General features: G+C 72.5%; 12 protein-coding genes. 7 read left to right on the plus strand and 5 right to left on the minus strand.

From position 1 onward, the window contains the following. Positions 1-120: 120 nt before the first annotated feature. Positions 121-939, minus strand: coding sequence for an ABC transporter ATP-binding protein (locus EV374_RS15120; protein ID WP_132235762.1), 819 nt, complete (start codon positions 937-939; stop codon positions 121-123). Then, the gene (locus EV374_RS15125) at positions 932-1,828 is read right to left on the minus strand and encodes an ABC transporter permease (RefSeq protein ID WP_132235764.1); all 897 of its coding nucleotides are present in this window, start codon (positions 1,826-1,828) and stop codon (positions 932-934) included. The genes EV374_RS15120 and EV374_RS15125 overlap by 8 nt, the downstream gene beginning before the upstream one ends. 205 nt (positions 1,829-2,033) lie before the next feature. Between EV374_RS15125 and EV374_RS15130 the strand changes: the two genes are divergently transcribed. After that, positions 2,034-2,642: a TetR/AcrR family transcriptional regulator gene (locus EV374_RS15130; RefSeq protein ID WP_132236034.1), complete on the plus strand. Its 609-nt coding sequence runs from the start codon at positions 2,034-2,036 to the stop codon at positions 2,640-2,642. Positions 2,643-2,715: 73 nt separating this feature from the next. Here the strand turns inward: EV374_RS15130 and lhgO are convergent, their stop codons facing one another. Next, positions 2,716-3,912 (minus strand): L-2-hydroxyglutarate oxidase, encoded by a 1,197-nt coding sequence (gene lhgO, locus EV374_RS15135; RefSeq protein WP_132235766.1) that lies wholly within the window; start codon positions 3,910-3,912, stop codon positions 2,716-2,718. Positions 3,913-4,031: 119 nt separating this feature from the next. Here lhgO and EV374_RS15140 point away from each other — a divergent pair, with 119 nt between their 5' ends. Genes EV374_RS15140 through EV374_RS15155 form a run of 4 tightly spaced genes read left to right on the plus strand, consistent with a single transcriptional unit; the run spans position 4,032 to position 7,795 of the window. Beyond that, a complete protein-coding gene (locus EV374_RS15140; RefSeq protein ID WP_132235768.1) occupies positions 4,032-5,171 on the plus strand; it encodes a DegT/DnrJ/EryC1/StrS aminotransferase family protein in 1,140 nt (379 codons plus the stop codon). Positions 5,172-5,197: 26 nt separating this feature from the next. Beyond that, positions 5,198-6,130 carry an NAD-dependent epimerase/dehydratase family protein gene (locus EV374_RS15145; RefSeq protein WP_132235770.1) on the plus strand — a complete coding sequence of 311 codons (933 nt, stop codon included), beginning with the start codon at positions 5,198-5,200 and terminating at the stop codon, positions 6,128-6,130. Then, positions 6,127-6,594 (plus strand): acyltransferase, encoded by a 468-nt coding sequence (locus EV374_RS15150; protein ID WP_132235772.1) that lies wholly within the window; start codon positions 6,127-6,129, stop codon positions 6,592-6,594. Before EV374_RS15145 ends, EV374_RS15150 begins: the two co-directional genes overlap by 4 nt. A 13-nt stretch (positions 6,595-6,607) precedes the next feature. Continuing rightward, positions 6,608-7,795, plus strand: a complete 1,188-nt coding sequence (locus EV374_RS15155) for a glycosyltransferase family 4 protein (RefSeq protein ID WP_132235774.1) — start codon at positions 6,608-6,610, stop codon at positions 7,793-7,795. 98 nt (positions 7,796-7,893) lie between these two features. On the opposite strand, the gene EV374_RS15160 is transcribed toward EV374_RS15155, so the two are convergent. Beyond that, the gene (locus EV374_RS15160) at positions 7,894-9,021 is read right to left on the minus strand and encodes a lysylphosphatidylglycerol synthase transmembrane domain-containing protein (RefSeq protein WP_486485769.1); all 1,128 of its coding nucleotides are present in this window, start codon (positions 9,019-9,021) and stop codon (positions 7,894-7,896) included. Between the two features lie 204 nt (positions 9,022-9,225). Here EV374_RS15160 and EV374_RS15165 point away from each other — a divergent pair, with 204 nt between their 5' ends. After that, positions 9,226-10,326 (plus strand): DegT/DnrJ/EryC1/StrS aminotransferase family protein, encoded by a 1,101-nt coding sequence (locus tag EV374_RS15165; protein ID WP_165947798.1) that lies wholly within the window; start codon positions 9,226-9,228, stop codon positions 10,324-10,326. After that, positions 10,323-11,288: a Gfo/Idh/MocA family protein gene (locus EV374_RS15170; RefSeq protein WP_132235778.1), complete on the plus strand. Its 966-nt coding sequence runs from the start codon at positions 10,323-10,325 to the stop codon at positions 11,286-11,288. The genes EV374_RS15165 and EV374_RS15170 overlap by 4 nt, the downstream gene beginning before the upstream one ends. Before the next feature lie 75 nt (positions 11,289-11,363). Here EV374_RS15170 and EV374_RS15175 read toward each other — a convergent pair whose 3' ends face one another. Then, positions 11,364-13,442, minus strand: a complete 2,079-nt coding sequence (locus tag EV374_RS15175; protein WP_132235780.1) for a DUF6541 family protein — start codon at positions 13,440-13,442, stop codon at positions 11,364-11,366. Between the last annotated feature and the right edge of the window lie 397 nt (positions 13,443-13,839).

Consider the following 13,839-nt stretch of genomic DNA (forward strand, 5'->3'; position numbering starts at 1 on the left):
TGGTGAACAGAGGTTCCGCCCGCGCGGCGGCGGGATGAACCTTAACGCGCGGGCCGCGTCGCCCCAACGGGACGACGCGGCCGTCCGGTGCCGGGGTCGATGCCGTACGTGCGCGGGACCCTACTTGCCGTTGGCGAACGCCTCGTACGCCCGCAGCACCTCGTCGGTCGGGCCGTCCATGCGCAGGACGCCCGATTCCAGCCAGATCGTCCGCTCGCAGGTGTCCCGGATCGAGGAGAGCTGGTGGCTGACGAGGAACACCGTGCCGGCGCTCTCCCGAAGCTCCCGGACCCGCTGCTCGCTGCGCTTGCGGAAGCCCTTGTCGCCGGTGGCGAGGGCCTCGTCGATGAGCAGCACGTCGTGCTTCTTGGCCGCCGCGATGGAGAAGCGCAGCCGGGCTGACATGCCGGAGGAGTAGGTGCGCATCGGTAGCGAGGCGAAGTCGCCCCGCTGGTTGATGCCGGAGAACTCGATGATCTCCGGGGTCTGCCGCTGCACCTCCGCCGGCGGCATGCCCATGGCCAGGCAGCCCAGCACGACGTTGCGCTCGCCGGAGAGGTCGTTGAGCAGGGCCGCGTTGACCCCGAGCAGCGAGGGTTGCCCCTGGGTGTAGACGGCGCCGCGGTTGACCGGCAGCAGCCCGGCGATGGCCCGCAGCATGGTCGACTTGCCGGAGCCGTTGCTGCCGATCAGCCCGATCGCCTCGCCCCGGTACGCGGTGAAGCTGACCCCCTTGACCGCGTGCACCTCGCGGATGTTCGGGGCCGACCTGCGACTGACGATCCGCTTGAGCGCGCCGACCGGGCCGCCGCCCCCGCCCGCGCCCTTGTGCACCCGGTAGATCACGTGCGCGTCGTCGACCACCACGGTGGGGATCCGGTCCTGGATCCGGGGCAGCGTCACGGTGACGTCGTTGGACGACTCGAACTGCTCAACCACGGCCGTACTCCTGTTCGCCCCGCCAGAAGTAGATGAAACCCCCGACGCCCATCACGATCGCCCAGCCCACCGCCGCCAGCCAGAGCTGGAGCAGGGAGGAGTTGAGCAGCGGCGCCTGCTCCAGCAGCGCCACCCGGGCCAGCTCGATGTAGACCAGGGCCGGGTTGAACTCGACCAGCCGGGCGGCCCACGCCGGCAGCTGCTCGTCGAAGAGCGCGACGCTGTAGAGCACCCCGGAGCCGTACATCCAGGTGCGCAGCACGAAGGGCATGACCTGCTTGAGGTCCGCCAGCTTCGCGCCCAGCCGGGCCACCGTCATGGTGAGCCCGGCGTTGAAGACCGTCTGGAGCAGGATCGCCGGCGGCAGCATCAGCCAGGCCAGGGTGATCGGCTCGCCGGTCACCAGCACGATGGCGACGAGCACCACCATCGAGCCGAGCAGCTGCTGGAACTGGGTGACGGTGACGGCCAGCGGCAGGCAGGCCCGGGGGAAGTGCAGCGCCCGGATCAGCCCGAGGTTGCTGGTGATGGACTGGGTGCCCGTCTGCACGGCGGTCTGGGTGAAGTTGAAGATGAACAGCCCGGTGCAGAGGTAGGCGATGAAGTTCGGGACACGGTCCTGCTCCAGCACCAAGCCGAAGATGAGGTAGTAGACCGCCGCGTTGGTCAGCGGGGTGAGCACCTGCCACAGCTGCCCGAGCCGGGCGTTGCTGAACGAGGCGACCAGCTTGGCGTTGGCGTACGCGGCGATGAAGTGCCGGTAGCGCCAGAGCCGCCGGGCGTACTCGCCCAGGGACGGCCGTTCGCCGGCGAACCGCAGCCCGTACCGGGCGGCCAGCTGCGCCTGGGAGAGGCCGGAGTCGGGATCGGCCAGCGCGGTGTTGGCCATGGGATGGCCGCTCCGATCTTTCGTGACGACGGGTGAGGCGCGACGATGGAACCAAGCGTGGAGCGCCGCCTCGCCGCTGCGTGGACAGTAGTCCGAAACACGTCGGGACGCAACCGTACCGTCGTTGCGCTACATTGTTCCTCGTGACAGCCGAGACGAGCTCCAGGTGACGACCGGGAAGAGGCGGGCGCCGGCCGGCGCGGCGGTGCTCCGAGACGACATCACCACGGCCATCCGCCGTGCGCTGATGCAGGAGCTCGCCGCGGTCGGCTACGGCCGGCTCTCCATCGAGGCGGTGGCCCGGCGGGCCGGGGTCAGCAAGACCGCAATCTACCGGCGCTGGAACTCGAAGCTCGACCTGGTGCTGGAGATCGTCGCAACGGCGGCCACCGGCAAGCTGCCCGCGCTGGACACCGGCACGCTCCGCGGCGACCTCGAACTGCTCTTCCAGGTGGTGGCGCACGCGTTGCGGCACCCGCTGGCCTCGCAGATCATCCCCGACCTGCTCGCCGAGGCCGCCCGCAACCCGACCATCGACCAGACCCTGCAGAAGGTGCTGCGCGCCCGGCAGCAGGAGCTCGGTGGCCGGCTGATCGGCCGCGCAGTGCAGCGCGGCGAGCTGCCGCCCGGCACCGACCCCGAGGCGGCCGTCGACCTGATCGTCGGCCCGCTCTACTGGCGGCTGGCGATCTCCCGGACCCCGCTCACCGACGCCTACCTCGGCACACTGGTGGAGGCGGTGGCCACCGGGCTGGGCGCGGGCGCCGGCGTGCCACGCCCCCGCGACGCGGCGGCGGACGCCGCGCCCGCCTGACCGCTCCCGGTCACCCTCCGGCGCCCGCCCCGGACGGGTCCGGCAGCGGGCGCCGCCCACGTGCGCGGCCGGGTCAGCGCGGGGCGTCGACCGGCAGCCGGGAGACGATGTGCCGGGCGATCTCCAGCGAACTCGTCGCGGCGGGGGAGGGCGCGTTGAGCACGTGCACCTGCCGCTCCGCCTCGACGATCAGGAAATCGTCCACCAGGCCGCCGTCGGGCAGGATCGCCTGCGCGCGCACGCCCGCGCCCGCCCGGACGATGTCCGCCGCAGTGAGCTCGGGCACCAGCCGGGCCAGGCTCGCCGCGAACCGCTTCTTCGACAGCGACCGGGTCACCTCGGTCAGGCCGTACCGGTAGTGCCGGCGCGCCAGCGCCCACAGCCCCCGGTAGGTCAGCTCGTCCCACACGTCGCGCGGGCTGAACCGGCCCCAGGAGTAGCCCTCCCGGGCGGTCGCCAGCACCGCGTTCGGGCCGGCGTGCACGGTGCCGTCGATCATCTTGGTCAGGTGCACCCCGAGGAAGGGGAACTGCGGGTCCGGCACCGGATAGATCAGCCCCCGCACCAGGCCCTGCCGCTGCGGCACCAGCTCGTAGTACTCGCCCCGGAACGGCACGATCCGCACCGGAGTGGGCGCGCCGGCCAGCCGGGAGATCCGGTCCGCGTGCAGCCCGGCGCAGTTGATCAGGACGTCCGCGACCACCTCGCCCCGGGTGGTGTGGACCACCACCCCGTCCGGCCGGTTGGCCACGCCGGTGACCTCGGTCTCCGTGCGCAGCTCCGCCCCGCCCGCCGCGAGCAGCTCGGCGAGCCTGCGGCAGACCGCCCCGAAGTCGACGATGCCGGTCGAGGCGACGTGCAGCGCGCCGACGGTGGCCACGTGCGGCTCGTGTTCGGTGGCCTCGGCGGCGTCGATCAGCCGCGCCGGCAGGCCGTTGGCCAGGGCGCGCTGGTGCAGGTCGTGCAGCCGGGGCAGCTCCGCGGCGTCCGTCGCCACGATCAGCTTCCCGCAGATGTCGTACGTGAGCCCGTGCCGCTCGCAGAACTCGACCATCGACGCGCTGCCGGCCCGGCACATGGTCGCCTTCAGGCTGCCGGGCTTGTAGTAGACCCCGGCGTGGATGACGCCCGAGTTGTGGCCCGTCTGGTGGGCCGCCCAGCCGGCCTCCTTCTCCAACACGGTCACCTGGTCCCCGGGCCGGTCGGTGATCAGCCGGTGTGCCACCGCGAGCCCGACGATGCCGCCACCCACCACTACGAACCTGGTCATCTCATCTCCCCTGCCGGACGCCGCGACCGATGGTAACCAAGCCCACCCGGCGCGCCCGAGTCGCGGAAGACCCGCCCGGTTGGCCTAGACTGCTCCGGGTCCATCTCTCTGGGAGTCTCATGTCTGAGGTCATCGCGCTCGGTCAGCCCACGGTCGGCGAGGCGGAGCTGTCCGCGATCGCCGAGGTCTTCGCCTCCGGCTGGCTCGCTGGTTCCGGGCCCACCTGTCGTCGTTTCGAGGAGCGCTTCGCCGCCGTCACCGGCACCGGTCACGCGCTCGCCACCAGCAACTGCGGGTCGGCCCTGCACCTCGCGCTGCTCACCCTGGGTGTCAAGCCGGGCGACGAGGTGATCGTCGGCGACTACACCTTCCCGGCCACGGGGCACTCGGTGATGTGGACCGGCGCCAAGCCGGTCTTCGCCGACGTGCGGCCGGACACCTGGACGGTCGACCCGGCCGCCGTCGAGGCCGCCGTCACCCCGCGCACCGTCGGCATCATCGCCGTCGACGCGTTCGGGCAGCCGGCGGACTACGACGAGCTGCGTGCCATCGCCGACCGGCACGGGCTGTTCCTGATCGAGGACGCCGCCTGCTCCGCCGGCGCCACCTACAAGGGCCGGCCCGCCGGCAGCCTCGCCGACGTCGCCACCTTCAGCTTCCACGGCCGCAAGGGCATCACCGCCGGCGAGGGCGGCGCCTACGTCACCGACCGCGAGGACCTCGCCGCGCACGCCCGCAAGCTGCACACGTACGGGGTGGAGGGGGCGCTCACCCGCGCCGAGCTGTCGCACCTGCCGATCCCGACCTTCACCGAGCTCGGCTACAACTACCGGCTCTCCGACATCTCCGCGGCGATCATGCTCGCCCAGCTCGACCGGCTGCCGGAGCTGCTGGCCGCCAAGCGCCGCACCGCCGCCCGCTACGGCGAGCTGCTCAAGGACCATGAGCTGATCACCACCCCGTACGAGGCACCCGACCGCGAGCACCCCTGGCAGTCGTACGTCGTCACGCTCGCCCCCTCGGTCGACCGGGGCGCGGTGGCGCTGGCGCTGCGGCAGCGCGGCGTGCAGTGCACCTTCGGCACGTACGCCTCGCACGTCCAGCCGCTCTACGGCCAGACCACGCCCTGCCCGGTCTCGGCGGACCTGTTCGCCCGGCACCTGGCCATCCCGATGCACGCCAACCTCACCGACGTCCAGGTCGAGACCGTCGCGGCCGCGCTGATCGACGTCGTCACCACCGCGGCCACCAGCCGCTGATCCCCCCAGGAAGGACACGCTCCGCCATGTCGAAGCAGACCGTCTTCATCACCGGAGGCGCGGGTTTCATCGGCCTGCACGTGGTACCGATGCTGTTGGAGAAGGGTTACCGCGTCCGCATCTTCGACAACATGTTCCGCGGTGACCGGGACCGCGTCGCGGAGCTGGTGGCGACCGGCGACGTCGAGCTGATCGACCAGGACGTCCGCTACGGCGGCGCCGTGCACGCGGCCATGAAGGGCTGCGACTACGTGATCCACCTCGCTGCCGTCTCGATCAACAAGAGCCAGGCCGACCCGCACGAGTCGATCGACATCAACATGGTCGGCAACCACAACGTCTTCGCCGCCGCCGCCGAGCACGGCGTCAAGCGGCTGGTCTTCGCGTCGTCGGCCTCGGTCTACGGCGACCCGCAGAAGCTGCCGATGCACGAGGACGACCGGCTCGACCCGCTCACCCCGTACTGCATCTCCAAGCGGGCCGGCGAGGACCTGCTCGGCTTCTACCAGCGCAGCAAGGGCCTGAACTGGATCGCGTTGCGGTTCTTCAACGTCTACGGCCCGGGCCAGAAGCCGACCGCCTACTACACCTCCGTGATCAACCACTTCGTGAAGCGGTTGAAGAACGGCGAGCCGCCGGTCATCGACGGCAAGGGCGAGCAGTCGATGGACTTCATCCACGTGCACGACATCGCCCGTTCCGTGGTCGCCGCGATGGAGGCCGAGCAGGGCAACGTGCCGGTCAACATCGGCACCGGCATCGACACCTCGATCGCCACCCTCGCCGAGATCCTGATCAAGGCCGTCGGCGTGGACGTGCAGCCGCAGTTCAACCCGCGCGAGGTGCTGGTCAGCCGGCGCGCCGCCGACGTCACCCGGGCCCGCGAGGTGCTCGGCTGGGAGTCGACCATCGCCGTCGAGGACGGGATGACCGACCTCATCAAGACCGAGGTCGCGTGACCCAGTCCTCGTCCGCCGGGGGTCCGTCGTCGCACGGGCTCCCGGCGAACCCGTACAACCCGCACGCCTGGGTCATCGGCGAGCCCGTGATCGGCGCCGGGACGTGGATCGGCGCGTTCACCGTCATCGACGGCTCCGGCGGGCTGACCATCGGAGCCGGCTGCGACATCAGCTGCGGCGCGCAGATCTACACCCACTCCACCGCGCGGCGTTGCGTGTCGGGGCGTGTCTATGCTTCGGTGGACCGGGCGCCCGTGGCGATCGGCGACCGGGTGTTCATCGGGGCGAATGCGACCGTGATGATGGGCGTGACCATCGGCGACGGCGCGGTCGTCGGCGCGGGGGCCGTGGTCACCAGAGACGTGCCACCGGGGGCGGTCGTGACGGGGGTCCCCGCCCGGGTGGTCTCCACAGTCGAGTTGGACGGCGGCGATGTCCGGTTCGTCCCTGTAGCGGAGAGCTAGGAGCACCCCTCCCGTGCGTATCGCAGTCGTCAACAACTTCTTCCCGCCGCGTGCGGGCGGAAGCTCGCACCTGTCCGAGTCGCTCGCCAAGGGCTACGCCGCCGAGGGGCACGACGTGCTGGTGCTCACGGCCGCCTACCAGGACGCCCCGGAGGTCGAGGAGCGCGACGGCCTCCGGATCGTCCGGCTGCCGGCGTGGATGCTGCCGCAGACCCGGCTGGCCGTGAGCTTCGACATCTCGTTCACCAGCCGGCCCACGCTGCTGCGGCGGGTCCGCAAGCTGCTCGACGAGTTCCGGCCGGACGTGATCCACCAGCACGGCCAGTTCTTCGACCTGACCTGGGCGACCGCCCTCTACGCGCGCAAGCGCGGCGTGCCGGCGCTGCTCTCCATCCACACCCGGCTGGAGAACCCGCAGGCCCGCTACGCGAAGGTGTTCCGCGGGCTGGACGCCACCATGGTCAAGCCGTTCATGTGGCGGTCGAAGCCGCGGCTGGTGGTGATGGACGTGCTCATGCAGGAGTACATCGAGTCCCGCTACCGGGGCGCGCACTCCGGCCTGGTGCCGATCCCGGTCGGGGTCGACCCGGACTGGGTGGTCGGCGGCAACGGCCAGCGGGTCCGCGAGCGGCACGACCTGGGCAGCTCGCCGGTGATCCTCTCCGTCGGGCACGTGATCCCGCTGCGCGACCGGGTGGCCCTGGTCGAGGCGCTGCCCGAGGTGCTGGCCCGGGTGCCGGACGCGAAGCTGCTCGTCTGCGGCCAGATCTACTACGGGCTCTTCGCCGAGCGGGCCCGCGCGCTCGGCGTCGAGCACGCCGTCGTCACGGCGGGCAAGGTGCCCAAGAACGAGATTCCCGACTACCTGGCCGCCGCGACGGTGGAGTCGCACGAGCAGGGCCTCGGCCTCGGCACGGCGACCCTGGAGGCGATGGCGGCGGGCGTGCCCGTGGTGGCGCCGGCGCGGGCCGACAACTTCCCCGGCATCTCCCTGCGCGACGGCGAGAACGTGCTGCTCTGCCAGCCGGGCGACGTCCGGGGGCTGGCCGAGCGGCTGATCGCCGCGCTGACCGACCCGGCCCTGGCCAAGCAGATCGGGGTCAACGGTCAGGCACTGATCCGGGAGCGGTTCAGCCTCGACCGGGTGCTGCACCGGCATCTGGAGGTGCTCACCGAGATGGCGGCCACCCGCCGCCGCTGACCGTACGCCGAACGCCGGTGCCCCCGACCAGCTCTGGTCGGGGGCACCGGCGTTCGTGTCGGGGTTCGTCCCGCCGGGTGGCCCGGCGGGGGAGGACCTCAGCGGGTGGTCACGGGTGCGGTGGCCTGCTCCACGCCCGAGCGCGGCGCCGGCACCTGCTCGGCGGCGACCGGGTCCCCGAGGGACGCTTCGTCAGGCGCCCCGTCCGAGCGGCGCAGCTGCCGCATCCCGGACAGGGCGGCGATGCCGGCGGCGAGCAGGTCCGCCACCGTGAAGATCAGCCGCGAGGCCAGCGCGATTCCCGTCGCGGCCCCCAGACCGCCGGCGTCCGCGAGGAAGGGCGCCATGGTGGCGACCAGCACGGCCTCCCGCACGCCGAGCCCGGAGGGGGAGAGGAAGGCGAACATCCCGACGGTCATCGCGATGGCGAACGAACCGATGCTGCGCAGCAGGCCGCCGAAGCCGGGGGCGGCCTGGGCGTTGGCCAACAGCCACAGGTGCACGCCGAACAGGGTGTAGCCCAGGGCGCTCCAGCCGACCACGCGCAGCACGCCGGGCAGCGTCAGCCGGTGCTGCAACGGCGGCCGGCGCAGCACCTTGAGGACGAGCTGGATCAGCCGGGTGAGCACCGCCGGGATCGCGCAGATCAGGGCGATCGGGAACAGCACGGCCACGATGTAGAGCGCCACCCGCACCGGCTCGGCGTACTCGGCCCCGGTCTCGGCGGTCGCGTCCAGCAGCGAGGGCAGGCTGAACAGGCCCACGCCGAGCGCGGCGACCACGCCGAGGCCCAGCGCGACCAGCGTGGCCAGGAAGGCCCGCGCGCGGGGCAGGCCGGCCCGTCGGCCCAGCTCCATCTGCAGGACGTACGCCCACACGCTGCCCGGGATGTACTTGCCGAGCTGCCCGACCATGCAGATCCGCAGGGCGGCGGGAACGGACACCCGGTGTTCCAGGTCCTCCGCGGCGGCCCGCCACGCCATGGAGTTCGCGAACATCCCGGCGAGCACCGCCAGCACGGCGAGCAGCACCGAGGGCCACGCGAGGTCGAGCCAGGTCTGCCGCACGTCCGGCCACTGGCTCACCACGCTCCAGGTCATGCCCGCGGCGATCGCGGCGATCACCACGACCCGTACGCCCAGCGAGAGCCACCGGGACGAGCCCTTCGCGTCGGCCCCCCCGGCCGCTGGGGTCACCGTCTCGACCTGCGTCGCGGTCTTTGCCACGGCCGTCCTGCCTCTGCGTCGCCCGGACCCCGTCGGGGTCGCCTGCACAATTCGCCGAGACTAGCGCAGCGAGGCACCTATCACGAACCCGCCTGGCGGCGAGTTGGACGTGCGCTGACTCTCCGTGCGGCGGTCCAGATGTGCCTTGGATCTCGCGCGCTGCTACGGTCTGCAACGCTGCCCCACACCCCAAGGAGAGCTCCTGTGATCCCGATTTCCGTCGTCAAGCTGGACGAGGCGGCCGAACGGTTGGCGGTCGAGGTGATCCGTTCGGGCGTCATCGCGCAGGGACCGATGGTGGCGCGCCTGGAGCGCGAGTTCGCCGATCTGGTCGGAGTCGAGCACGCGGTGGCCGTCAACAACGGCACGACCGCGCTCGTGGCCGCGCTCCAGGTGCTGGACCTCCAGCCGGGCGACGAGGTCGTCACCAGCCCCTTCACCTTCGTGGCGACGCTCAACGCGATCCTCGAGGCCGGTGCGACGGCCCGGTTCGCGGACATCCGCGAGGACGACTTCTGCGTCGACCCGGAGACGCTCGCCGCCGCCGTCGGTCCGCGCACCAAGGTGCTCATGCCGGTCCACCTGTACGGCCAGCCCGCCGACATGGACGCCATCGCCCCGCTGGCCGAGCGGCACGGCCTCGGCCTCGTCGAGGACACCGCGCAGTCCCTGGGCGCGACGATCTCCGGCCGTGGCGCCGGCAGCTTCGGGCTCGGCACCTTCTCGCTGTACGCCACGAAGAACCTCACCACCGGTGAGGGCGGCATGATCACCACCAACGACGCCGGCCTCGCCGACCGCCTGCGCGTGCTGCGCAACCAGGGCATGCGGCAGCGCTACCAGTACGAGGTGGCCGGGCACAACTACCGCCTCACCGACCTCCAGGCCGCGCTGGGCATCCCGCAGATCGCCGCGTACGGCGAGAACGTCAAGCGCCGCAAGGACAACGCCGCCCGCCTCTCCGCCGGCCTGGCCGACGTCCCCGGGCTGCGCCTGCCGGTCGAGCTGCCCGGCCGGTCGCACGTCTGGCACCAGTACACCGTGCTGGTGACCGACGAGGCTCCGGTGAGCCGGGACGAGGTGATCGCCCGGCTGACCGAGCGCGGCGTGGGCTGCGGCATCTACTACCCGAAGACGGTCTACGACTACGACTGCTACCGGGAGCACCCCCGGGTCGTCGCCGACCCGGCGCCGGTGGCCGACCGCGTCGTCCGCCAGTGCGTCTCGCTGCCGGTGCACCACCACCTCACCGACGGTGACCTCGACCAGGTGGTCGAGGCCGTCCGCGCGGCGGTGGGCGCATGACCGCCAAGGTGCGCTTCGCCCTGGTCGGCACCGGCGTGATGGGGTCGCTGCACGCCCGCGTGATCGCCCAGTCCGACCGGGCCGAGCTGACCCGGGTGATCGAGCCCCGCCGCTCCGCCGGCCAGCAGATCGCCGAGCGGTACGGCGCCGGTTGGGCCCCGGACGCCGAGGACCTCTCCGACGTCGACGCCGTGGTGATCGCCGCGCCGACCGAGTTCCACCACGGCCTCGCGCACCAGGTGCTCGCCGCCGACAAGCCGCTGCTGATCGAGAAGCCGGTCTGCGGCAGCCTCGCCGAGACCGAGGAGATCGTCGCGGTCTCCGAGAAGCGTGGCGTGCCGCTGCTGTGCGGGCTGCTGGAGCGCTTCAACCCGGCGGTGCTGACCGCACTGGCCCTGGTCGACCGCCCCGTGCACCTGACGGCCACCCGGCACTCGCCGTACGCGCCGCGGATCCGCACCGGCGTCGCCTGGGATCTGCTCATCCACGACGTCGACCTGGCCATCCAGGCGTTCGGCGGGGAGGAACCGGCGGCGGTACGGGGGACCTTCGGGCACTTCCACCCAGACTCGCTCACCGAGGCCGAGGACGTGGCCGAGACCGTGCTCAGCTTCGGCAGCGGCGCCCTGGCCAACGTCTCGGCCAGCCGGATCGGGCAGCGCAAGGTCCGCACCCTGGTGATCAGCGAGGTCGACCGGCTGGTCGAGGCGGACCTGATCCGCAAGCACGTCACCATCTACCGGCACGTCTCCTCGGACGCGGCCACCCCGGACGGGCGCGGCTACCGGCAGCAGACCATCATCGAGGTGCCCGAGCTGCTCACCAACCGGGAGCCGCTCGCCGCCCAGCTCGACCACTTCGTCGACATCGTCGCCGGCACCGCCGACGCGGACGCGGAGCGGCAGCGGATCCTGCCCGCGCACCGGGTGGTCGGCCGGCTCTTCGCCGACAACGGGCGCTGACGCACACCGACGAAAGGGCGGGGCGACCACGGTCGCCCCGCCCTTTTTCGTCGACCGGTCCGGTCCCGCGCCGGCTCAGCCGCCTTCGGCGCAGCTCCGGCCGGCGTCGGTGACCTGGTAGATCCTGATCCGACCGAACTTCTGGGCCAGCTCGATGCGGTCGCTGGCCTCCAGCCGCTTGCGCTCGTAGTGCTTGTCCCAGGCGCCGGGCATGTTCCGCGTCCCGACGACCAGGTAGGCGATGTTGAACCGGCGCACCTCACAGCCGGCCGGCCGGGCGTCGGCGTTGTCGACCAGCCAGTTCCAGGCGTCCCAGCGCCGGTCGTAGTTCTCCGTCGGCAGGCCGGGCAGCGGCGGGATGCCGAACAGCATCGGCACCTCGTAGTCGGCGTACGACCAGCTGATGAACTCGTGGTGCCGGTCGTAGGCGACCGTGCCGCCCCGCGGCGTGTTCTCCGCCAGCCACTCGTACGTGCGCACGTACGACTCGCCGACCGGGGCCCGGCCCTTCAGCGCGCCGCGCAGCGGCTGCCAGCTCGCCGGCACGGCGGCCAGGCCGAGCAGCACCACGACCAGCGCCGCCGCGGCGACGGCGGTGGGCACGTCGGAGCCGCGCAGCGCCTCGGCACGCCGGGCGACGCGGGCCAGCAGCCACTGCACCGCGATCCCCAGCACCACCGCCCCGGCCACCGCCAGCACCCCGTACACCGGGAAGATCATGGAGCGGACGCGCTCCCGGACGCCGTACCAGAGGCTGGAGAGCGTGATCGCGGCGGTCGAGTCGGAGGCGGTGGTCCAGACTCCGATCGCGGTCCAGATCACGCCGGCCGCGAACCAGGGTCGCGCCCAGCGCAGCCGGGGCAGCACGAGGCAGAGCACCGAGAGCAGCAGGCAGGGGATGACCAGCCAGAGGGCGATCCGGATGGTCGGTTCGCTGAGCTGGAAGTCGGCGCCGCCGACCCCCGGGTAGGCGAACAGGACGTACCGCTGCGGGTCGCTCACCCAGTACTCGAACGCCTCGTCGTACCGGCCGAGCAGGGCGGGCGGGTTGGACAGCCGTTCGCCGTTGGCGCCGGCCAGCACGCCGAGCAGCGGGACCAGCGGCACCAGGCCGGCCAGCAGCATCGCCCCGGCCGCCGCGGCGACCCGGCGCAGCACCCAGCGCCCGCGAAGGGCCAGCAGCATGCCGACGGCGAGGACCGCGATGAACAGCACGTCGTAGGTGTGGGTCATGACGATCCCGGCGCCGCAGAGGCCGGCGAGCAGGCCCAGCCGGACCGGGTGGGCGCCGCGCGCGGAGAGCGCGATCAGCAGCGCGATCGCCCCGGCCATGCAGGGGGCGGTCTGCTCGGTGATCCGGCCCGTGATCACCGACATCCACATCGGACCGAGCACGGCCGGCGCGGCGGCGGCGCTGGCCGCGACCACAGGCCGACCACCGAGCGCCCGGACGCAGGCGTAGACGGCGGCGACCAGCGCGAGCGGCCCGACGAGGATCGACCAGGCGCTCATCACGGTGCTGATCCGCCCGCCGGAGAGCTCCGCCGCCTGCGCCCACGCCACGTTGGCCGCGAGCGGATAGAAGGAGCAGGACAGCGCCGGTTCGGTCGCGCCCGTGGTACAGGCCGAGGAGATCAGCACGCTGTCGGTGTCCATGATCCGCCGGGTGAGGAAGCCGTGGTTCATGGCGTCCCAGCCGGGCGGAGCGATGAGCCGGCCCAGCATCAGCCAGCCGAAGGCGACGCTGATCGCGGCGGGCACCGCGATACCGATCACGTCCGCGCGTCCGGGCCGAGCCGCGGGCAGCCGCAGCCGGCCCGCCCGGGCCCGCCACCCGGTCGGCGCGTCGGTGCGGGAGGCGTCGGCGTGCCGGTCGGTGTCGCCAGCGGTCGCCTTCCGCTCGACCAGGCCGCGGCTCACCAGGCGGGAGGCGAGCACCGCGAGGCCGGCGAGGAGGACCTCGGCGGCCAGCACCGCCAGCGGATCGTCGGGGAGCCCGACCTTGGGCAGCCAGGTCATCGCGAGGGTGACCAGGCCCAGGGTCAGGGCCGGGGCGGCGGCCCAGGTCGCCCACCGGTAACGGCCGGGAGGGAGCGCAAATCCGAGCAGCGCGCCGGGCACGACGGCGACGGCGAACGCGATCAGGGTCGTCAAACCGTGGATCCTTTCCAGCGGAACACGCAGGTCCCCGCGACGAATGGCGTGCGAGGCCTCCGGCGTGGCTGCGCCGGCCGGGTGGCGAGCGGCCGGACCAGTATAGGAAGGTGACCTACCTCGCCCCGCGCAGGCGAGCCCACCGTCGCGGACCCGTCGGTCACGTCGCTTTCGTCGGGATCGTTCCGTCCCGGCCCCGGCTGCCGCCCAGTCGTAGGGAATCGTCCCGGTGTGCCGGTACCCGAGCGATACCGGTGCGTTCCTTCGCGTTAAGGTCACACCGGCGTGGTGGCGGGCAGGCCGCGGGCGCCGGTGCCGCTGCCGGTCGGTGACGACGAGGAACGGGCCGGTCGAGCGCGTCCACAGACCGTCCCCGTCGCGACCCGGGGCACACTGC

It is taken from the genome of Micromonospora sp. CNZ303 (genome assembly GCF_004345505.1).